This window comes from Owariibacterium komagatae (assembly GCF_045865535.1).
Lineage (GTDB): Bacteria > Bacillota > Clostridia > Oscillospirales > Ruminococcaceae > Ruthenibacterium > Ruthenibacterium komagatae.
Genome location: NZ_AP031406.1, coordinates 2323329 through 2343981 on the forward strand (window position 1 = coordinate 2323329; position 20653 = coordinate 2343981).

Consider the following 20653-nt stretch of genomic DNA (forward strand, 5'->3'; position numbering starts at 1 on the left):
GGGACGATTGAAATGCAGAACGTGTTTTTCGGTACGGAATGGGAGCCATCCGACCCCATCCTGCGTGCAAAACTGATCGAACACATTCTGGGGAAGATGACCGAATGGCAGGTGCCGTTCCTTTTCTGCCGGTTCAGCCGGGAGGCCTATACGGTCGATTTATGCCAAAGGGACCGTTTGAAACAGGAGGTGGAGAACCGTCTGTTTCAATACGAAGGTGCGGCTGTGACCTATGCGGGCACAAGCGATGTAATGGCCACGGTGCGGCTGTCGCAAAAGCAATTTGAAAAAGATGCAACTCTCTTTTTGAACTATTTCAGCGAACTGATGCTTGTGCTGCCACGGGAAGGCATTGCCTGGGAGAATTTCCGGGATATCTTTTGTCACGGATTTCCGCCCGGACAGCTGAAACAGGCCAAAAGCATGGCGCAGGAATTGCTGTTGATTGCAACGGATGAGGGGCGGGTACAAGAGCTCCGCTCAACCCAATAGAAAAGCCGCGCCCTTCTGCCTTTTTCAAGGCAGGAGGGTGCGGCTTTGTTTTATTTGCGGGAACGTGTGCGGAAAAGCCGGAGGGCGCTGACCACGGCCAGGGCCGCGGCGCCCAGCCAGAATACGGAGCTGAGCACCTGCAAAATCGAAATCTTTCCGCCGCTCCAGAACTCCCGGTGGAACACCGCGAAGATGCGGATGCCCGTCCAGTAGGGGGTGATCAGCAGAACCAGCACAACGGTGACCCATCCGATCACCAGCCCGGCGTTCCGCCTTATTCGCAGGCACACCGCGCCGCACAGCAGCAGATAGCCGCCCAGCAGCAGGAAGTTCTCGCCGGCAAACGGCCCCAGCACAAGCCGCAAAACGCAGCACAAAAGCCCGACGCCAAACAGGATCAGCCCCAGAATTTTCTGCGTGTCCAAGGCGCCGGCCCGCGGCGCCGGTGCCGGCGGAACGGGCGTGGGTGCCGGCTGGACGGGCGCTGGTTCCGGTGCGCGCCGGGGCACTGCATCCCCTTTGGCCAGTTCGTCCAGGGTGACGCCGAATACCTCGCTCAGGGCGATCAGTTTGTCCAGCTCCGGCACGCTGGCTCCGGTCTCCCACTTGGAGATCGACTGGCGGGATACGTTCAGTTTTTCCGCAAGTTCTCCCTGGGACAGTTTGCTTTGATTGCGCAGCGTGAAGATTTTTTCACCCAATGTCAATGGTTTTGCTCCCCTTTCCGCGCTTTTATCATAGCAAAGAAGAGAAGAAATGTCGACCAAGCGAACGGTTCAGTTTTAGCAACCAGCGGTTGCAGAAGCCTTTTTCCGCCTGTGAGACAGCAGCGGTGATTGACAGAAAGGGAAAACACTGTTATAATGAACATTGTTCAGTTTGAGGTGATAACATGAATGCAGCGGTAACGTCGCGACAGGACATTTTGGAAGCCTGCCGGCAGCTGGTGCGCACCGATGGCTGGGATGCGGTGAATATCCGCACCGTAGCGGCTGCGTGCGGGGTGGCGGTCGGGTCGATTTACAACTATTTCGGCTCGAAGGCAGAGCTGGTCAGCGCCACGGTGGAAAGCGTGTGGTGCGACATTTTTCACACGCCGGAAGACCCGGACCTGTTTCAAAGCGCGGAAAGCTGTGTGCGTTGGCTTTATCAGCGCATTTTGTATGGCGCGCAGACGTATCCCGGATTCTTTTCCATGCACTCCGCCCGGTTTTTTCATCTGGAAAAGGCCGAAGGGCGCGTTCGCATGGAACAGACCTGGAGCCACATGATGGACGGTCTGTGCACCGTTCTGGAGCGGGATGCGCGCGTGCGGCCGGGCGCCTTCGATTCGGCGTTTACGCCCCGGGTCTTTGCGGGAACGCTGTTTTCTCTGCTGCTGGGCGACATGGTGCGCGGGCAGAACGATCCCGCCGCCGCGCTGGAATTGGTACGCAGAATATTGTATTGAAAGACAGCCCGCCAGGCGGGCTTCTTTTCAGGCTCAAAATGAACAATGTTCACAATAAAGGAGGAACGTTTATGAAAGTGCAGGCAAAGACGCTGCTGTTGCTGGCGGGTCTGGTCTGGACCGCGGCCGGGGGAAACATTCTCCGCATTGGTCTGGAAACGTACGGGCCGTATGTGAACTGGACCAACGGGCTGATTTCTCTGGCGGTATTTGCTGTTTTCTGGATTTTTGTATTTTCCAGACTGGTGAAAAAACACACGGCACGCATCACCGGATACGAAGACCGGCAGTATTTCTGGCGCTTTTTCGACGGCCGGTCCTTTGCGATCATGGCGGGAATGATGACGGGCGGCATTGTACTGCGCACGGCCCGGCTGGCGCCCGACCGGTGCATCGCTGTTTTTTACACGGGATTGGGCGCCGCGCTTTTGGGTGCGGGGCTGGCCTTCGGCATTCGTTTTGTACAGAAAATTAGGTTTTGCAGGGAAGGAGAGATGTTATGAGAGCGATGATGGAGACCGGTTTTGATGCGGTCTATCTGATTTTGGTGCTGACGCTGGGGGTGAAAATGGTCACCTGGAAAAACGCGCCGGCACAATTCCGTCTGTTTGGCGTTATGGCCATTGTGCTGGGCGCGGGTGACGCGTTTCATCTGGTGCCCCGGGCGGTGGCCCTTTGCACCACGGGGCTGGAAAACTTTGTGACGGCGCTGGGCATGGGCAAATGGATCACCTCGGTGACCATGACCGTCTTTTACGTGCTGCTGTACTATGTGTGGCGTTTGCGCTATCGGGTGCAGGGCGGAAACGGCTGGACCGTTCTGGTCTGGGCGCTGGCGGCCGTGCGGATCGTGCTGTGCATGATGCCGCAAAACGAATGGCTGAGTGCCAATCCGCCGTTGAGTTGGGGCATTTACCGCAACCTGCCCTTTGCGGCGCTGGGGCTGGTGGTACTGGTGCTGTTTTACCGCAGCGCCCGGCGGACAAACGACCGGGCGTTTCGCTGGATGTGGCTGACCATTGTGCTCAGCTTCGGCTTTTACATTCCGGTAGTCTTGTGGGCGGACGCAGCTTCCTGGGTGGGAATGCTGATGATTCCGAAAACGTGCGCCTACGTGTGGACCGTGCTGATCGGATATCGCGCATTGCGCAGGGAGGGAACAACATGAAACGATTTGCGAACGCGGCGCTTGTGTACGGAGCGCTTGCCCTGGCGGGCGGGGTGTTTTACCGGGAATTCACCAGACTGTCCGGCTTCACGGACCGGACGTCGCTGGGACTGGTGCACGCCCATTATCTGGTGCTGGGAACAGGCGTCTGCCTGCTTTTGCTGCTGCTGGAAAAGAACGGGCTTTTGGGTGCCCGCCGGGCGAAATGGGCCGCGCCGGCCTATCATATCGGTTTGAATCTTACGGCGCTGGGGCTGCTGGTCAGGGGCGTTGTGCAGGTGTGCGGTGCATCACTGAGCCCGGCGCTGAACGGTGCGCTGTCCGGCACAGCGGGCCTGGGACACCTGGCGCTGGGTGCGGCTGCGCTGTATTTGCTGGTGCACGTGCGCCGGTCCGTGTAAACAATAAAGCCAAAACGGCCCGCCTGTCCCAGACAGGCGGGCCGTTTGCTTTATACACCGAACAGCGTGCGGGCGTTTTCTTCTGTGATGCGCAGAACTTCTTTCTCGGTCAGGCCGCGGATCTCCGCCAGCCGCCGGGCTACGTGCAGAATCAACCCCGAGTGGTTTTCCTTTCCCCGGAAGGGAACGGGCGCCAGATAGGGGCAGTCGGTCTCCAGAAGAATTTTATCCAGGGGGCACGCGGCGGCGGCCTCTACGGTTTTGCGGGCGTTGGCAAAGGTCAAAACACCGCCGAAACCGATGTACAGCCCCTGCGCCGTCAGCCATGCCACGTCGTCGGCACTGCCGGAATAACAGTGCACCACGCCCTTGGGCCGGTGCTTTTTCAGCATTGCGTACGTGTCGGCGTGCGCTTCCCGGTCGTGAACAATGATGGGAAGGTCGTGTGCTTTGGCCACTTCCAGTTCCGCTTCAAACAGGGCTGCCTGCTCTTCTTTGGGAATGGGCCAGTAGTGGTCCAGGCCGCACTCGCCCACGGCCACCACCCGTTTGTCTGCGTACAGGGGTTCAATGGCCTCCAGTTCGGCCCGCCAGTCTCCGCCGAAGCGGGTGCGGGTGGACGCGTCCTCTTCGATCAGGCTTTGGGGATGGATGCCTGCGGCCACATACAGCCAGGGGTATTGGTCCGCCAGGGCCAGACACTGGGTGGCGGTGTCGAAATCGGTGGCGCAGTCCACCACGGCGCATACGCCCTGACCGGGCAGCGAATCCAAAAGCTGCGTGCGGTGGTCGTCAAACCGGTGGGAAGTATAGTGGGAATGGGTGTCGAAAATCATAAGTTACCTCTCGAAAAAAGCGCCCCGCCGGGGCGCTTTTTTGTGTTGTCAGGAGATCAGGCTGCCGGGCTGGACTTCGTCCGGGAAGAAAATCACGGACGCGCCGCCGTCGGGCAGGTTGGCGGCCATGATCATGCCCTCGCTCACGTACTGGCCCTTCATCATGGGACGAGGAGCCAGGTTGGCCACAATGGCCACTGTGCGGCCGATCAGATCCTCAGGTTTGTACCACTTGGCAATGCCGGAGAGCACGGTGCGCTCCCGTTCGCCGTCAAACAGAGTGATCTTCAAAAGTTTGCGGGACTCCTTGATGGTCTCGCAGGTCAGCACCTTGGCTGCACGCAGTTCGCACTTGGCAAAATCGTCAATGGTGACCTGGGGCCGGTGCTCCAGGGGCTGCGCATTCTCAGCGGGTTTGGGCGCTTCGGGTTTCGGGGCGGCTTTGGCGCGGGCGGCAGCCTCTGCCTTGGCCAGCTCTTCCAGCTCTTTGGCGGCGTCAATGCGGGGGAACAGCGCCTCGCCCTTTTGCACGGTGTAAGCCGCATGGGTGCCGAAGCCCTTCAAATCGTCGTAGCTCATGGCTTCGCCCGCAATGCCCAGCTGAGCCGCCATTTTCGGCGTGGTATCGGGCATGAAGGGCGCCAGCAGCGTAGCCACATAGCGCAGGCTTTCGCACAGGTTGTACAGTACAGCGGCCAAACGGGGCTTGTTGGCCTCGTCTTTGGCAAGCACCCAGGGGGTGGTCTCGTCGATGTACTTGTTGGCGCGCTGAATGCCCTTGAAGATCTCCGCCAGAGCCTGCGGGATCAGCAGCTCGTCCATATCGGCGGTGACATTGGCAGGCATGGCCTCGATGACGGCTTTCAGTTCGTCGTCAAAGGCGCCGGAAACGCGCTCTTCGGGCAGGGTGCCGTCGAAGTACTTTTCCACCATGCTCACGGTGCGGCTCAAAAGGTTGCCCAGGTCGTTGGCCAGGTCGGAGTTGATGCGGGAGATCAGCGCTTCGTTGGAGAAGTTGCCGTCGTTGCCGAAGGGAATCTCGCGCAGCAGGAAATAGCGGATGGCGTCCACGCCGTAGCGCTCGCACAGGATCACCGGGTCCACCACGTTGCCCTTGGATTTGGACATTTTGCCGCCGTCCAGCAGCAGCCAGCCGTGGCCGAATACCCGCTTGGGCAGGGGCAGATCCAGCGCCATCAGCATGGCGGGCCAGATGATGGTGTGAAAGCGCAGAATTTCCTTGCCCACCATGTGCAGGTCCGCGGGCCAGTATTTGTCGTAATCGTTGTAGGCGTCGTTGTCATATCCCAGGGCGGTGATATAGTTGGACAGCGCGTCCACCCACACATACACGGTGTGCGCGGGGTCGAAGTCCACGGGGATGCCCCACTTCACAGAAGTGCGGGACACACAGGTGTCCTGCAGGCCCTGGTTGATGAAGGCGATCATTTCATTTTTGCGGCTTTCGGGCTGAATAAAGTCGGGGACGTCCTCATACAGCTTCAAAAGGCGCTGGGCGTATTTGCTGGTTTTGAAGAAATAGGCCTCTTCCTCGGCCTCGTATACGTCGCCGCCGCAGTCCGGGCATTTGCCGTCCTTCAGCTGGCTGTCGGTCCAGAAGCTCTCGCAGGGTTTGCAGTAATGGCCTTTGTAGCAGCCTTTGTAGATGTCGCCCTGTTCGTACAGTTTTTTGAAGATTTTCTGCACGGCTTTTACGTGATAGTCATCGGTGGTGCGGATGAACCGGTCGTTGGAAATGTTCATCAGTTTCCACAGGTCTTTCACGCCGCCTTTTCCTTCGACGATCTCGTCCACGTATTCTTTCGGGGTCACGCCTTTGGCGGCGGCCTTGTCCTGAATTTTCTGGCCGTGCTCATCGGTTCCGGTCAGAAACAGAACGTCGTAGCCCTGCATCCGTTTGTAGCGGGCCAGTGCGTCGCAGGCCACGGTGGTGTAGCTGTGGCCGATGTGCAGCTTGTCGCTGGGATAGTAAATGGGCGTTGTAATGTAGTAGGTCTTCTTTTCCATATGTATTCTTCCTTTCAAAGTGCGCGAATGGAACGCACTGTGATTTATGTGCCGCGCAAGGCATCGGCCTTGCGGTCAACAGCGTCAAACAGTTCCCGGTACAGCTGCGTTTCGCCGGGATAAGGGTGGGTCAGAGCCGCTTTTTCAAAGGCGGCCCGGGCTTTTTGCGCGTCTGTCTCGCTTCCGGTCTGCAGGCGGGCGGCGGCATACAGCGTGCACTGGCTGGGCGGCGAGGTCTTGCCCGCCCGCAGTGCCCCCAGCAGTTTCGGCGTGCACAGCTTGCCCGCCTCGGGACCGGGGCCTTTTGTCAACAGCGTCAACAGCAGTACGTCCCCTTCGGAGGCCAGCTTCTGGGCCGGCACCACCTGAGGAAACTGCAGCAGCTGGTTTAACAGGGCGATGGTCTGGTCATAGTCACCGGCGTCCATGCGGCGGGCCGCTTCCAGAACCAGCAGCCCAAAGGTCAGCGCCGGGGTGTGCTCTGTAAAATCCGGCAGAGGCTGGGTCCAGTCGGCGGGCAGGTCCAAAGGCCGCGCGCCCTGGGCCAGCCGCGCGTTGGCCGCCAGAGTGATCCAGAAGGCGCGGCGCGCCTCAGCGCCTTTGCGCAGGGCCAGAAGGTTCACACCGTCGTTGCACACGTCGGGCAGGGGCAGCAGATTGACGAGGCCCATGAACAGATTGGTCAGACCCGCGCTGGCGCACAGAAATCCGGCCAGCGAGGGAAGTGCAAAGGCAATTCCCAGCAGCAGCGCACCACCCAGCAGATTGAACAGCGCGCCGCCCAGATTGTACAGCACATAGGGATAGGCACCGTCCGGCTGGCCGGGCGGCGACATCAGGCACTGGCCGGCGGTCCCTGCCACCTGGCAGCGGCCCCGCACCAGTTTGCCGTCCCGTTTGGTCCAGATGGTCTTTCCCGCCCGGAAGGAGACAAATTCATAGCCTGTGGCCAGCCCGAACACCAGATGGCCGGCCTCGTGAAGCGGAACAGAGAACATGAAAACCACAGACATCCACACGAGCGTGACCAGCAGACTCAGCAGAAGGGGGAAGAGAGACAGGTCCAGCACCACAGGCAAAAAGGCGGAGTACAAAGCCACCAGCACAATGCCCATCACGGCGCCGATCAAGATAAAAGCCAATTTTCGGAACAGTCTTTTCATAGAGGGCTCCTCTGCCGCAAAGAGCGGGGGACGCAGGAACGCGCCGGGTTATTTCTCGTCGATGAAAAAAGCGCTTGTACCAAACCAAAAAGGTGAACACGGTCCCGTTGGGGGGAGCGGGGGACTGCCGCATCCCCCGCAAAAGCGTCGGGTTATTTCTCGTCGATGAAAAAGCGCTTGTACCAAACTAAAAAGGTGAACACGGTCCAGATTTTGCGCTGGTTGTTGGCCTTCTCCTGGAAGTGGTCATCCAGCAGCTTCATCAAAGCGGTGGTGTCAAAGAAAATCGCCGCGTAGTCGCTGGTAAAATATTCTTTGACCAGGTTGTAATATTTCTCCTCCCGCAGCCAGTAGCGGATGGGCACCGGGAATCCCTTTTTGGGACGGTTGGCCCACTCGTCGGGCAGGGTGCGGTTGGCGGCATGACGCATGACCACCTTGGTATTCGTGCCCTGAATGCGGTAGCGGGTGGGAATGGTCTCGGCAAAGGACATCACTTTTTTATCCAGGAAGGGCACCCGCAGCTCCAGACTGTGCGCCATGCACATTTTGTCGGCCTTCAGAAGAATGTCTCCCGGAAGCCACAGGTTCATGTCCAGATACTGCTTTTTGGTCACTTCGTCCTTGTCTTTGACGCGGGCGTAGACTTCGCCGGCCAATGTGTGGGGCGAGGGACCGTTTCGGTAGGCGGGCTTCAGCACGGCCTCGGCTTCCTTTTCGGGGAAGACCAGGGCCTGACCCAGGAAGGAATCCTCGGGCCGCTCGGCGCATTTCAGCAGGAAATTTTTGCCTTTGAAATAGGGCATTTTCTTAGCCACGTCCGCAGCCAGACGGCGCAGTGGGCGGGGTACACGCTTGAACTTCTCCATGGCGGGGGTATCGGCGTACCATTCATACCCGGCAAAAATCTCATCTGCACCTTCGCCGGACAGGACCACCGTCACATGCTCCCGGGCCAGCTTGGCCAGAAAATACAAAGGCACGCTGGAAGGGTTGGACTGGGGTTCGTCCATGTGATACTGGATGTCGGGGAACGCGTCAAAGCATTCCTCGGCGGTCAGCAGCTTGCGGTAATTGGTCACGCCCAGCTTTTCGGACAGTTCAGCCGCGTAATTGGTCTCGTTGAACTTGTGATAGTCAAAGCCCACGCTGAACGTGTTGTCCGGCATCAGGCAGGCGGTGATATAACTGGAGTCCACGCCGCCGGACAGGAAGGAACCCACCTTGACGTCCGCAATGCGGTGCGCCTGCACGGATTCGTGCACGGTTTCATCCAGCTGCTGGGTGCAGGCCTCAAAGTCCTGCTCTTTGGGCTCGAAGTCGCAGTCCCAATACCGCTGGGTGGTCAGATGGCCGTTTTCATATACCAGATAGTGCGCGGCCGGAAGTTTGTACACACCTTTGAAGAAGGTCTCTTCCGTAGCGGAGTACTGGAAAGTGAGGTAGGGGCGCAGCGCGTTCTCATTGACCTGCTTGACAAAATCCGGATGGTCCAGAAAACTTTTGATCTCGCTGCCGAAAATCAGACCCTTGTTGCCGGGGATGGGGTAGTAGTAGAAGGGCTTGATGCCGAAGATGTCCCGGGCGCCGAACAGGCGTTTGCGCTGCGTGTCCCAAATCACAAAGCCATACATGCCGCGCAGGCGGTACACCACATCGGTGCCCCACTCCTCGTAGCCGTGCACCAGAACTTCCGTGTCGGCATGGCAGTGGAACGTGTGGCCTTTGGCTTCCAGCTCCTTGCGCAGCTCCATGAAATTGTAGATCTCGCCGTTAAAGGTGACGATGACGGTGCCCTCTTCGTTTTTCATGGGCTGCGCGCCTGCCTCGGACAGGTCCAGAATGGACAGGCGGCGGAATCCCAGGGCCACGTCTTCGTCGGTATACATGCCGCCCATGTCCGGTCCGCGGTGTACGATGCGGTCCATCATGCGCTGCAGAATGGTCTCTTTGCTGTTTAAAATGCCTGTAAATCCGATAAAACCACACATAGGGGGTCAATCCTCCTCAAAGCCGATGGGTGTTTTGCCGAACGCCAGAATGGCGTGTTTGGCCAGAACTTCCATCGAGTCGATATAAAAAGAATCCAGATGCTCGTCCCGTTTGATGAGAGACAGCTCCGTGCAGCCCAGAATGATGCGGCCGCAGCCGGCGCTGCGCAGATGGTCCGATACCTCGCAGAAAGCCTGCCTATCGGCAGGTTTTCCCTGCTTGATATCCTTGTAGATGATGTCCATGATCTTTTGCTGGTCGGCGGGGCAGGGCACTTCACAGGCGAGCCCCTGCGCTTCGCACTGGCGCTGATAGGTGCGCGTTTCAATGGTGCCGCTGGTGGCAAGGATGCCCACCTTGTCGCAGCGCTGTTTGGCGGTGCGCACCGTCTCTTCCACCATGTTCAAAATGGGAACGGGAATGGTCTGGTTCAGGCGGTCGTAAAAATAGTGCGCCGTATTGCAGGGAATGGCCAGCATCTCGGCGCCAAAGGTCACCAGCCGCGCTGCGTCCGCCGCCATGATGTCAAAGGGGTCGTCCTGGCTTTGTCCCAGAATGAAGCGCGTGCGGTCCGGGGTGGTGGCCCGGCTGTTGATGATGATGTCGATGTGGTCCTGGTCGCAGGCGGCCTTGGTGTGGCGGGTCACAAGTTCGTAAAAATAAACCGTGGCCATGGGGCCCAGCCCGCCCAGAATGCCCAGCATCTTTGGAGGCATACACGTCCCTCCTTACTTGTAATAGGTTTTGAACTTCTTGAAATAGCGCTGCATGTGCACCAGATAATAGGCCATGCGCTTGGGGTTGGTCAGAAGGTCCGGCCGGTAGCCGAAGCTGGTGGTCTCCCGGCCTTCCCGGGCCAGCTGACGCGCTTTGGCCACGAAGGCGGGGCTCTTTACATATTTGTACACCACAGCCCGGGGCACGGAATGCCAGAACGTCTCTTTCTGGTTCATCACGCAGGGGCCCAGGTCCTTGTTCAGCACCCGGTCTTCCACCACGTACCGGGCCAGGTTGTAGCCCGCGCCCGTCACATAGTAGTTGGAACGGCCCTGACGCAGATTGATCTCGAACACGCGGTAAGAGCCGTCCCGGCTGTCGTACTTCACATCAAAGTTGGCGAAGCCCGTGTAGCCGATGTCCTCAAGGAAGGCTTTCAGCGTTTCCATCAGAGATTCGTTGTACTCGGTGATGATGGCCGCGTGGTTGCCCAGTGCTTTGGGCGTGTGCTCCTCCAGACCCACGTGACCCAGGCACATCATTTTTACGCGGCTGTTTTTGTCCACATAGGCGGTCAGCACGTGCATAAAGCTGTCGTCGCCGGGCACCATGTCCTGCACCAGAACTTTGTCCGGATAGCCGGCGCCGTAAATCTGTGCCAGAATGCGGGCGGCCTCCTGAGGATTCTGGGCCGTATAGACCTTTTTCATGCCGTCGAAGGGATGCTTCCAATACAGAATGGAAGAAGACGGCTTCACGATCACCGGGTAGGAAAAGCCCAGTGCCTCTTCGCTCAGTTCCTCAGCCGGCAGTGCCTTCTGGGCGCAGAAGGTTTTCGGATAGGGAATGTGATACTGGTCGCACAGATCGTAGAAGTCCGCTTTGGAAACCAGCTTGTCCCGCAGCGCGGGGGTGATATAAGGCGCGACGCAGTTTTCGGGCAGCTCGTCCCGAATGTCCATCAAAAGGCTGGCATAGTCATCGGTGCAGCCCAGCACAATGCAGGTCTTGTCCGCGTGCTGGTGCGCAAATTGGGTCACCGTGGCCAGCAGCGTGTCCCGGTTGTCGATGTCCTGAATATAGGTGCACTGCACAATGCGGGAGTACATGGTGTCGCCCATGGGCCAGCGGCCGAACGCATGGGAAACCACGCCGTACTCTTCGTGAAAGGCGCGCGCCACAGAATAACAGTTCATGTCCGCGCCGATCAGCACGGGCAGAATCTCAGGTGTTTGAGCCATACAAAAAGCCTCGCTTTTTCACATGGGGTACACAACCCCATAATATTACTACTTTATTATATAGCCAAAACGGGGCTTGTCAACCAAACGGACAGGGGAAAAGTGGCGGACAGAAACACAAAAAAGCGGCAGCGCCTTTCGCGCTGCCGCCTGTTTCATTGATTCAATTGTCCAAACCGATTCTCCGCTTTTTCAGAGTTAAAAAACATTTGCCTTTTAACCACTGCGGAAAGGGTGGTTCCCCTTTTTCTTTACCAGTGCATGGGTCTTATTTCCCTTCAAAAGATCTACCGGTTTACTCGCCTGAAGATCTCAGTCTCAAGCGCATTTCATTCATTCAACCACAAACAAAACTGGATTTTTGCGATCTATTATAAATGTGAATGTGTTTGGAAGAACAAGGCCGATTGCCTAGTACATTGGTATAAAAAACCTTTCTCTCGTTTTTATTTTGGTCCCCGTTTTCGGATTGCCTGTTTTTCAAGACGATCTTCGGAACCTTTGCAGCTTCTTTGCTGCTGTAACCGCCGCTTTATTTTTTATGGGCAAAATCTCCAGTGATCTTATGCCGTTCTATTTTGTGGGGCGGTGTTTGTGTGCCTCTCGGCTGCAAGACGCATAAGCTCATGTTGGCGGCGCCTCGCTACACGGTGTTCCATCTGCCTCATCTCCTGCGGTTTCTCTTCCCGCAACTCCGGGCAGTGAACCAGCTCTAATCGATGTTCAATCGTAGCGGTCCGTCCTGAGTTATACGCCCTGCACCAACTGCACAGGTTCTTCTGCTTGGTACATGGGCTTCAACTCCCTTCCTGTTTTCTGTCTTTATTATAGCCCGGAAATGGATTATGCGCAATAGACAAAATAGAAGAAACTTATCGCGAAATTCTATCTAATATACACATAAAACTGCGGTGCGTACAGTTGACGGCGGCCGGAAAAACCGTCATAATAGAGAAAAGAAACAAGCAGGGGGATGGAGCATGAAGGCACACATTGCCGCGGCGGCGCCGCGGGCTTATTATTACGGCGTCACGGACGGGCGCGCCGCGCTGCTGGAGGTGCTGAACGGGTTCGGCATCACAGCCAGCGCCATTGCGCCGGGGCAGCTGGTGCGCACGGTGGCGCAGCTGGACGAGCCGTGCGCGGCGGCACCGGTGAGCGGCCCGGCGGAGAGTCTTTTGCTTTTGGACGGCGTGGACGGCCCGGCGCTGCAGGCGCTTCTGGCGGCGCTGCGGGCACGGGAGGTTTCGGTGGACTACAAAGCGGTGGTCACGCCCCACAACCGAAGCTGGACAGTGCTGGAGCTGATGGAAGAACTGAAGCGGGAGCGGCAGGCGATCAGGGAGGCGCAAAAACAATGAAAATTGACACATTGACGCAGGAGATCCGCCAGGCGGGCTGCGCGGGGTTCTGTTATGAGCAGACCGGCCGGCCCCGCTTTCGGGACCGGGTGACCTTTTACCGGGACGGGCGCGTGCTGTTTGAGCGGTTTTGCTACGGTGAGGCAGCAGGCAAGGCCTGTTCCATGTGGGCGGCGGCTGTGGACGAGCAGGGCCGCATTTTGTGGGACTATGACAGCTGCTCCTACACGGGCAAAAGCGAAGCGCCTGTGCAGATCACGGGCGCCGGACGCGGCGGCCTGGTGCTGGACGGAAAGCCTGCTTTGTGGGAGCGGGTGGAGACCTTGAAAACCGACAAGGAGCACGGTTACGGCGCACTGAAGATTTTGTGGCTGCGCCTGCGGGGAATGTGACGGACCTGCCGGTGCAAATAAAAAAGGGGGCTGCGGCCCCCTTTTTGTTTGTGTTTATGCGATCTGGAACAGATAGAATTTGAGATAACTGGTTTCGGGCACGCCCCACAGAATGGGGTGATCCGGCGCCTGCTGGCGCGCCTCGATCTGGCGCAGCTGCACGCCCGCGTCCCTGGCGGCGTCCCGCAGCATCCGGCAGAAGGCCTCTTCGGTGGCGAAGTGGCTGCAGCTGCAGGTGGCCAGATAGCCGCCCCGGGGCAGAAGCTTCATGGCCCGGTAGTTGATCTCCTTGTAGCCCCGCAGCGCCGCGTGCAGCGTTTTGCGGGATTTGGTGAAGGCGGGCGGGTCCAGAATGATGAAATCGTACTTGGGTGCGCCCGGCTGGGCCAGCGTGGGAAGCAGATCGAACACGTCCGCTGCCACGCACTCCATCACGTCTTCCACGCCATTTACCTGCGCGTTGTGCCGCGCCATTTCCACGGCGCTCTCGCTCACGTCCACGGCGGTCACATGGGCCGCGCCGCCCAGGGCTGCGTTCAGTGCGAAGCTTCCGGTGTGAGTGAAGCAGTCCAGAACGGTTTTGCCCTTGGCCAGGCGCGCCACGGCGGCCCGGTTGTATTTCTGGTCCAGGAAAAAGCCGGTCTTCTGCCCGTTTTCCACGTCCACGGTGTACTTGACGCCGTTTTCCACGATCTCGGCCAGCGGCGAAGCGGGCGTGGGCAGCCCCGGAACGGGGAACCAGCCCTTGTAGGTTTCCAGCCCTTCCAGCGTGCGGATGGCCACGTCGTTGCGCTCATATACGCCGGTGATCTCCTGGCCGTCTTCCCGCAGAAGTTCTACCAGCTGCGGCAAAAGAAGGCCTTTCAGACGCTCCATGCCCACGCTGAGCACCTGGACCGAAAGCAGAGGGCCGAACCGGTCCACGGTCAGGCCGGGGAAGTGGTCCGCCTCGCCGAACACGATGCGGCAGCAGGTCAGCTCTTCCGGTCGCAGAACGGTTTTGCGGTACTGCCAGGCGTGGTCCAGCCGGCGGCGCCAGAAAGCGGGAGAGAAATCGTCGTTGGCGTTGCGGGACACCAGCCGCACCCGGATCTTGCTTTGCAGGCTGACAAAACCGGTGCCCAGATACTGGCCCTTGGGGCCGACCACGTCTGCCAGCACGCCGTTTTCCACGGCGGGGGCCTGGGTCACTTCGGTGTCGTAGATCCAGGGATGGCCTTCCCGCACGGAACGGGCGGCTTTTTCGGTGACGGTGAACAGGGGAAACGAGCGCTGCTGCTTCATATACAAATACCTCGATTTTTCAATCTTTCTCCATTATAATAGAGCCAGAGGAAAATGAACAGGGGGAACAGACATGGAAATTGAACGCAGATGGAAAATCGCCGGCTTCCCGGAGAATCTGCCGCTGCTGCGGCAGGCGCACATGCGGCAGGGATACATTGCCACCGCGCCGGTGGTGCGCATCCGCACGGACGGGGCCCGCTGCGTTTTGTGCTTTAAGGGAAAAGGCACGCTGGCCCGGGAAGAGATCGAGACGGACATTGACGCCGAGACCTTCCGCAGGCTGGAGGCGTTCATCGGCAAGCCGCTGGTGAGCAAGGACTACCGGGTGTATGCCCTGCCCGACGGCCGCCGGCTGGAGGTGAGCCTGGTGGACGAGGACCTGCCCACCCGCTTTTTCTACGCAGAGGTGGAGTTTGACACGGTGGAGCAGGCGCAGGCGTATGTGCCGCCAGCGGACATCGGCCTGCAGGAGGAGATGACCGAGGACCGGGGCTTTTCCATGAGCGCGTACTGGAAGCGGACCCGGTTGGGAGATTGACGGCTGCGCGGGAATGTGTTATTCTCACAGCAGACTGAAAAAGGGGAAGTGAGAAGATGCGCAAATAATCCGGCTTTGTACGGCAGAAAACAGGCTGCGTCGGGCAGCTTTGTTTTGTGCACCACAAAAGCGGGATGATTTGCGCATCCGGGCCTCTTTGTTCGACGAAAGCCGCGGATGCGGCGGGCTGCGCCCTTGCGGGGTGAGGTTCGCTGTCCCGCGGTTTTTTTGTTGAAAGGAGGCGCTTGTATGGCGCAAATTTCCGTAGAACATCTCACGTTTGCCTATGACGGCGGCGACCCGCTGTTCGAAGATCTCTGCCTTTCCCTGGACACCCGGTGGCGGCTGGGACTGACCGGGCGCAACGGCAGGGGCAAAACCACGCTGCTGCGGCTGCTGGCCGGCCGGCTGCCGGACGGCGGAGCCGTGCGCGGGCGTCCGGCCTGCGTGCTGTTCCCGTTTTCTGTGCCGGACCCGTCCCTGCCCGCGGGGCAGCTGCTGCGCGCCTTTGCACCGGATGCACCGGAATGGCGCTGTGCCTGCGAGGCGGACCGCCTGGGTCTGCGCGGGGAGACGCTGGCCCGCCCTTTTGCCGCACTGTCCGGCGGGGAGCAGGTCAAGTGCATGCTGGCCGCGCTGTTTGTGCAGGAAGAGGGATATTGCCTCATCGATGAGCCCACAGATCATCTGGACGCGGAAGGCCGCGCCTGTGTGAGCCGGTATCTGAAAGAGAAGGACGGCTTTTTGCTGGTCAGCCACGACCGGGATTTTCTGGACGGGTGCGTGGACCACATGCTGGCGCTGGGCCGGGAAGAGGTGACGCTCTGCCGGGGCAACTATTCCACCTGGGAGCGGGAAAAGCTGCGCCGGGACGAGGCCGAGCGCGCCCGCAGCGAAGGGCTGCGCCGGGAGATCGCCCGGCTGGATCAGGCGGCCCGCCGCGCTGCGGACTGGGCGGGAAAGGCGGAGGCGGAAAAACATGCGCGCAATTCCGGCCTGCGGCCGGACCGGGGGTATCTGGGTCACAAGGCGGCCAAACTGATGAAGCACGCCAAAACGGTGCAGGCTCGCCGCGAGGAGGCGGCCGCTGAAAAACGGCAGCTGCTGCGGGAGGCGCAGACCGCGGAGGAACTGCGTTTTCAGCCGCTGCGCTGGGAGAAGGCGTCGCCGCTGGTGCGGGCCGAAGACCTGACGCTGTATTACGACGGCCGGCCGGTGTGCCGGGCGGATTTCTGCCTTCAGGCGGGCCGGCGCCTGGCGCTGACCGGCCCCAACGGATGCGGAAAAAGCACGCTGCTGAAAGCGGTCTGCGGCGTGCCGGTAGAGCGCACCGGCACGCTGGCCACGGCCCCGGGGCTGGTGGTGTCCGCCGTGCCGCAGGACCCGGCGTTTCTGAAAGGAGAACTGACGCAGCTGGCCCGGCGGGAGGGCGCGGACGTGACGCTGTTTTTTACGTTTCTGCGCAAGCTGGGGCTGGAGCGCACAATCTTTTCGCTGGATGCGGCCCGGCTCAGCACCGGCCAGAAAAAGAAAGTGCTGCTGGCCCTGAGCCTGGCGCGCCCGGCGCACCTGTATGTGTGGGACGAGCCGCTGAATTATGTGGATGTGCTGTCGCGCCGGCAGATCGAAGTGCTTGTGCAAACGGCGGATACGGCAATGCTGGTGGTAGAACATGATCGCGCGTTTTTACGCAATATCGGCGCAGAAATATTAGCACTTAAATAAGTAGAGTGCTAGAGTATAAAGAAAAATGTTGATTTACCAAGGAAAAACGAAAACATTGTGACGAATTTGTGAAAATTAGCACTCTAGTATTGACAGTGCTAAAAAACTGGGTATAATAAAATTGTACCTTGAAGGAGGGCTTCAGGGGAACAAAAAACAAATCACAATGAAGGCAAACGAAGGCGGAACAAAGTTCCGCCGGGAAAGACGTTTTGATTGGAGGAATGACTTATGTTGCCTAGCATTTTTGGTGAAAATCTGTTCGATGAATTCTTTATGGATCCGTTCAACGATCCGTTCTTTACTTCCAGCCGGAACGCGCTGTACGGAAAACACAGCAAAAACTTGATGAAGACCGACGTGCGTGAAACGGACGGTACCTATGAACTGGATATTGATCTGCCCGGTTTCAAGAAAGATGAGATCAATGCAGAGATCCGCGACGGATATCTGACTGTCAGCGCCGCCAAAGGTCTGGACAAAGACCAGAGCGACAAGGACGGCCGCTACATCCGGCGTGAGCGCTATGCCGGCCAGTGCAGCCGCAGCTTCTACGTGGGCGAGGGCGTGACGGAACAGGATATTTCCGCGAAGTTTGAAGACGGCATCCTGCGCCTGTCCATCCCCAAGAAAACGCAGCCGCAGCTGCCGGAGACCCGGCGCATCGCCATTGAGTAATCACCTGAAAAACGCCCCGGCGGGCATGCCCGCCGGGGCGTTTTTGTTTTCAGAAATCGAAGTCGCAGCTCACGCGTTCAGAAATCACGCTGTGCACAAACTTTTTCACTTCCATGTGAGCCGGGTGATCCTGGTACACCGCCAGCGCGTCCCGGTCGGTCAGCTCAGAGACCAGCGCCACATCAAACCCAGCGAACCCGCGCCCCACCTGGGCGCTGACAAGGCCGGGCACCACTCCTACCAGACCTTCCAGTTTTTCCTTCATTTGGGCGGCGTTTTCGTCCTTGTGGGCGGGGTCGGTGAGATTCCATAATACAATGTGTTTTACCATAAACTGATTCTCCTTTTTGTATTTTCAGGGCTCGGGGTCTTCTTCCTCCGCCGGCGGGCGGATGGCAAGAGGGCCCAGGCCCAGATCATTGTTCAGACGGCTGGCGCTTGCAATAGACGTTTTGCCGTACTTTTTGCGAATAGCGTCCAGGCTTTTTTCCAGATGTTCCCGCTTTTCATCGCTTTGGGGTTCCGGCTCCAGCAAAGAGAGCTGACGGGCGTCGGTGCCGTCGGTCAGGCCCATGGCCGTGACGCTGAGCATGCGGATGGGCTTGCCGGCGGGCCAGTTTTTGTCCACCAGTGCCAGCGCGGCGCGGGCAATGTCCCGGGCCAGATGAGTGGGGGCGGGCACGGGCGCCTGCCGGGTGATGGAGCGCAGGTCGGTATCTTTGATGAGAACCTGCACCACCGTGCACAAAAGCCCGTGGGCGCGCAGCCGGGCGGCCACTTCGTCGGAGAGCGCGGTCACGCCGGTGACCACGTCGTCCCGGCTGACCAGGTTGCGGCGAAACGTCATGTTGTTGCCCACGCTTTTCACTTCGGGCTGTTCACCGGCGGTTCGCACGGGGGCGTCGTCTTCGCCCAGGGCGTACCGGCGCAGCTCACCGCCCAGTTTGCCCAGGGCCTGCTGCAGCTGCCCGGGGTCTGCGCCGGCCAGCTGACCGATGTTGCGCACCCCCAGCCCGGCCAGCGTCTTCTGAGTGGCACGGCCCACGTACAAAAGGCTTTCCACCGGCAGCGGCCAGACGATGCGCTTGAAGTCATCCGGGCCGATGACCGTGGTGGCGTAGGGCTTTTTGTAGTCGGACCCCAGTTTGGCGAACACTTTGTTGAAACTGACGCCCACGGACAGCGTCAGCCCGGTTTCCTCACGCACCACACGGCGGATCTGGTCGGCCACTTCTTTGGGCGAAGCGCCGAACAACCGCCAGGTGCCGGTCATGTCCAGCCAGCTTTCGTCAATGCCGAAGGGCTCCACCCGGTCGGTGTAGCGGGCGTAAATGGCGTTCACCTGCCGGCTTTTGGCACGGTACCGGTCGTGATGCGGGGGCAGCAGCGTCAGGTTCGGGCATTTGCGCAAGGCACTGTACACCGTTTCCGCCGTCTGAATGCCGAAGCGCTTGGCCGGTTCGTTCTTGGCCAGAATGATGCCGTGGCGGTTTTCCGGGTCACCGCAGACAGCCACCGGCACGTCCCGCAGTTCCGGATGCGACAAAAGTTCCACTGATGCATAAAAACTGTTGCAGTCGCAGTGGAAGATCACCCGGTCCGCGTTCATGCTGCCACCCCCTTTTTTGTTTATTATATCATTTTATGATATAGTAGAAAACAGCAATTGTGGAGGAGAAAAAATGGCAAAACCTAAATGGTATACTCTGTTTGCATGGGGCTGGACAGCCCTGTTTGCGGTGGTGCTGGCGGATGTGATTTTCAACAGCCGTACGCCCTATTATGAGGTGAAGGCCCTTCCGGCGCTGGTGTGCGGCGGCGCGGTGTTTGCGGTGCTGACGATGGCATGGCGGCTGTGGAAAAAACACGGCGTTCAACCCGAAGGACGCCTGGAAGCCGTGCTTGTGGCGGTGCTGCTGGGCGGTTACTGGGTCCTGCAGCTGGTCTTTGCCTTTGTGCTGGAAGTGCAGCCCACCTGCACCTGGGATTTTGGCCTGGTGTTCAGCGCGGCACAGCAGTATGCCCAAAGCGGGGTGCTGCCCGGCGATTACTTCAGCCAGTTTCACAACAATGCGCCCATGTACCTGGTGCTGGTGGCTTTTTTCAAAGTGCTGGGCGCCCTGGGTGTGCAGGATGTGATGCCGGCGGCACTGGTCTGCAATACGCTGTGCGTCAATGGGGCGCTGCTGCTGTTATACCGGGTGCTGCGCCGGCTGTATGGCGCCAAGAGTGCGCTGTTTGGCCTGGCGGGGGCGTTTTTGTTCCTTCCGTTCCTGTTGTACGGCCCCATTGTGTATACAGACACAGTTACATTGCCCTTTCCCATCGGTGCGCTGGCGCTGTGGCTCAGTGCACGGGAGCGGCCCGCGGGCGCCGGGCGGATGCTGCGCTGCGCGGGTGCGGGCCTTTTGGCAGCGGCGGGCGCCTGGCTGAAAATTACGGTGGCCATCGCTTTGATCGCGGTGGTGCTGGACGCGCTTTTGTATGCGGGCGGGCGCCGCGGCTGGAAGATGGCCGGGTGCATGGTGCTCAGCTTTGCGGCGCTGTACGGTGCGCTGAGTTTTGCCGCACTGCACAGCCCCTGGCTGCCTGCCTACGACCGGGAAAAAGCGATCCCCTGGCAGCATTGGGTGATGATGGGGCTTTCCGGCGACGGCGGGTACAACGACGCGGATTATAAGCTGACCCTTGCGGGTGAAGACTACAGCGCACGGGTGGAGATCGCACAGGATGAAATCGTGCGCCGGGTGCGGGAGATGGGCCTCACGGGCCTTGCGGCCCATGGGGCAGACAAGCTGAGCTATATTTTCGGCGACGGATTGTACTATGCGCCCATGAAGCTGGACATCGGCAATGTGCACAAGGGCAATCCCCTGCAGGCGTACTTCGTCCAGGGAATGCCCCACACCGGGCGGGCCGTGTACGCCGCGCTGGGCATGCAGACGGCGCTGCTGGCGGGCCTTGCGGCGGCGGGGGTGCGTTCGGCCCTGCGGCGGGACCACCGGGCCACGGTGCTGCGTGTGGCGGTGCTGGGGCTGACGCTGTTTTTGCTTTTGTGGGAGGCGCGCAGCCGTTATCTGCTGAATTTTTTGCCGGTGATGCTGGCAGCGGCCTTCCCCGCAGTTGACGAAGGCCGTCAAAGCGTTTAGAATGAACGTAATGGCGCATGAGCGCATTTTTATTG

General features: G+C 59.4%; 22 protein-coding genes. 12 read left to right on the forward strand and 10 right to left on the reverse strand.

Annotation, left to right across the window (positions count from 1 at the left end):
• Positions 1-12: 12 nt before the first annotated feature.
• On the forward strand, positions 13-492 hold the full coding sequence (locus ACKTS9_RS11535; protein WP_349214719.1) for a hypothetical protein: 480 nt from the start codon (positions 13-15) through the stop codon (positions 490-492).
• Between the two features lie 50 nt (positions 493-542).
• On the opposite strand, the gene ACKTS9_RS11540 is transcribed toward ACKTS9_RS11535, so the two are convergent.
• On the reverse strand, positions 543-1199 hold the full coding sequence (locus ACKTS9_RS11540) for a helix-turn-helix domain-containing protein (RefSeq protein ID WP_407880920.1): 657 nt from the start codon (positions 1197-1199) through the stop codon (positions 543-545).
• Positions 1200-1384: 185 nt separating this feature from the next.
• On the opposite strand from ACKTS9_RS11540, the gene ACKTS9_RS11545 reads away from it, so the two are divergent.
• The 4 genes from ACKTS9_RS11545 to ACKTS9_RS11560 all read left to right on the forward strand — a co-directional run bounded on the left by ACKTS9_RS11545 (position 1385) and on the right by ACKTS9_RS11560 (position 3511).
• Positions 1385-1942, forward strand: a complete 558-nt coding sequence (locus ACKTS9_RS11545; protein ID WP_349217223.1) for a TetR/AcrR family transcriptional regulator — start codon at positions 1385-1387, stop codon at positions 1940-1942.
• Positions 1943-2013: 71 nt separating this feature from the next.
• The gene (locus ACKTS9_RS11550) at positions 2014-2445 is read left to right on the forward strand and encodes a hypothetical protein (protein WP_349217222.1); all 432 of its coding nucleotides are present in this window, start codon (positions 2014-2016) and stop codon (positions 2443-2445) included.
• Positions 2442-3110, forward strand: a complete 669-nt coding sequence (locus ACKTS9_RS11555) for a hypothetical protein (protein ID WP_349217221.1) — start codon at positions 2442-2444, stop codon at positions 3108-3110. Before ACKTS9_RS11550 ends, ACKTS9_RS11555 begins: the two co-directional genes overlap by 4 nt.
• Complete coding sequence (locus ACKTS9_RS11560) at positions 3107-3511, forward strand: DUF2871 family protein (RefSeq protein WP_349217220.1); 405 nt, start codon at positions 3107-3109, stop codon at positions 3509-3511. Before ACKTS9_RS11555 ends, ACKTS9_RS11560 begins: the two co-directional genes overlap by 4 nt.
• Before the next feature lie 50 nt (positions 3512-3561).
• On the opposite strand, the gene ACKTS9_RS11565 is transcribed toward ACKTS9_RS11560, so the two are convergent.
• From ACKTS9_RS11565 to ACKTS9_RS11590, 6 genes are all read right to left on the reverse strand, one after another.
• Positions 3562-4347, reverse strand: coding sequence for a TatD family hydrolase (locus tag ACKTS9_RS11565; RefSeq protein ID WP_349217219.1), 786 nt, complete (start codon positions 4345-4347; stop codon positions 3562-3564).
• Positions 4348-4395: 48 nt separating this feature from the next.
• On the reverse strand, positions 4396-6375 hold the full coding sequence (metG, locus tag ACKTS9_RS11570) for a methionine--tRNA ligase (RefSeq protein WP_349217217.1): 1980 nt from the start codon (positions 6373-6375) through the stop codon (positions 4396-4398).
• Positions 6376-6419: 44 nt separating this feature from the next.
• Positions 6420-7538, reverse strand: a complete 1119-nt coding sequence (locus tag ACKTS9_RS11575; RefSeq protein ID WP_407880927.1) for a hypothetical protein — start codon at positions 7536-7538, stop codon at positions 6420-6422.
• A 152-nt stretch (positions 7539-7690) separates the two neighbouring features.
• Complete coding sequence (asnB, locus tag ACKTS9_RS11580) at positions 7691-9529, reverse strand: asparagine synthase (glutamine-hydrolyzing) (protein WP_407880929.1); 1839 nt, start codon at positions 9527-9529, stop codon at positions 7691-7693.
• A 6-nt stretch (positions 9530-9535) separates the two neighbouring features.
• Positions 9536-10246: an aspartate/glutamate racemase family protein gene (locus ACKTS9_RS11585; protein WP_349217213.1), complete on the reverse strand. Its 711-nt coding sequence runs from the start codon at positions 10244-10246 to the stop codon at positions 9536-9538.
• A 12-nt stretch (positions 10247-10258) separates the two neighbouring features.
• Positions 10259-11488 (reverse strand): ATP-grasp domain-containing protein, encoded by a 1230-nt coding sequence (locus ACKTS9_RS11590; protein WP_407880932.1) that lies wholly within the window; start codon positions 11486-11488, stop codon positions 10259-10261.
• Here ACKTS9_RS11590 and ACKTS9_RS11595 point away from each other — a divergent pair.
• The 3 genes from ACKTS9_RS11595 (at position 11476) to ACKTS9_RS11605 (ending at position 13241) form a co-directional block, all read left to right on the forward strand.
• Positions 11476-11865: a hypothetical protein gene (locus ACKTS9_RS11595; protein WP_407880934.1), complete on the forward strand. Its 390-nt coding sequence runs from the start codon at positions 11476-11478 to the stop codon at positions 11863-11865. The two genes, ACKTS9_RS11590 and ACKTS9_RS11595, sit on opposite strands and share 13 nt — an antisense overlap.
• 603 nt (positions 11866-12468) lie before the next feature.
• A complete protein-coding gene (locus ACKTS9_RS11600) occupies positions 12469-12849 on the forward strand; it encodes a DUF3783 domain-containing protein (protein WP_349217210.1) in 381 nt (126 codons plus the stop codon).
• Entirely contained in the window at positions 12846-13241 is a 396-nt protein-coding gene (locus tag ACKTS9_RS11605) for a hypothetical protein (protein ID WP_349217209.1), read from the forward strand. Before ACKTS9_RS11600 ends, ACKTS9_RS11605 begins: the two co-directional genes overlap by 4 nt.
• Positions 13242-13295: 54 nt before the next feature.
• Here ACKTS9_RS11605 and ACKTS9_RS11610 read toward each other — a convergent pair whose 3' ends face one another.
• Positions 13296-14525: a class I SAM-dependent rRNA methyltransferase gene (locus ACKTS9_RS11610; RefSeq protein ID WP_349217208.1), complete on the reverse strand. Its 1230-nt coding sequence runs from the start codon at positions 14523-14525 to the stop codon at positions 13296-13298.
• A gap of 73 nt (positions 14526-14598) precedes the next feature.
• On the opposite strand from ACKTS9_RS11610, the gene ACKTS9_RS11615 reads away from it, so the two are divergent.
• The 3 genes from ACKTS9_RS11615 (at position 14599) to ACKTS9_RS11625 (ending at position 17469) form a co-directional block, all read left to right on the forward strand.
• The gene (locus ACKTS9_RS11615) at positions 14599-15066 is read left to right on the forward strand and encodes a CYTH domain-containing protein (RefSeq protein ID WP_349217207.1); all 468 of its coding nucleotides are present in this window, start codon (positions 14599-14601) and stop codon (positions 15064-15066) included.
• Between the two features lie 249 nt (positions 15067-15315).
• On the forward strand, positions 15316-16791 hold the full coding sequence (locus tag ACKTS9_RS11620; protein ID WP_407880938.1) for an ATP-binding cassette domain-containing protein: 1476 nt from the start codon (positions 15316-15318) through the stop codon (positions 16789-16791).
• Between the two features lie 231 nt (positions 16792-17022).
• Positions 17023-17469: an Hsp20/alpha crystallin family protein gene (locus tag ACKTS9_RS11625; protein WP_349217204.1), complete on the forward strand. Its 447-nt coding sequence runs from the start codon at positions 17023-17025 to the stop codon at positions 17467-17469.
• Between the two features lie 49 nt (positions 17470-17518).
• On the opposite strand, the gene ACKTS9_RS11630 is transcribed toward ACKTS9_RS11625, so the two are convergent.
• Positions 17519-17800, reverse strand: coding sequence for a Dabb family protein (locus ACKTS9_RS11630; RefSeq protein ID WP_407880940.1), 282 nt, complete (start codon positions 17798-17800; stop codon positions 17519-17521).
• Positions 17801-17824: 24 nt separating this feature from the next.
• Entirely contained in the window at positions 17825-19078 is a 1254-nt protein-coding gene (gene dinB, locus ACKTS9_RS11635) for a DNA polymerase IV (protein ID WP_349214614.1), read from the reverse strand.
• A 73-nt stretch (positions 19079-19151) separates the two neighbouring features.
• On the opposite strand from dinB, the gene ACKTS9_RS11640 reads away from it, so the two are divergent.
• Complete coding sequence (locus ACKTS9_RS11640; protein ID WP_407880943.1) at positions 19152-20618, forward strand: glycosyltransferase family 39 protein; 1467 nt, start codon at positions 19152-19154, stop codon at positions 20616-20618.
• Positions 20619-20653 lie beyond the last annotated feature (35 nt).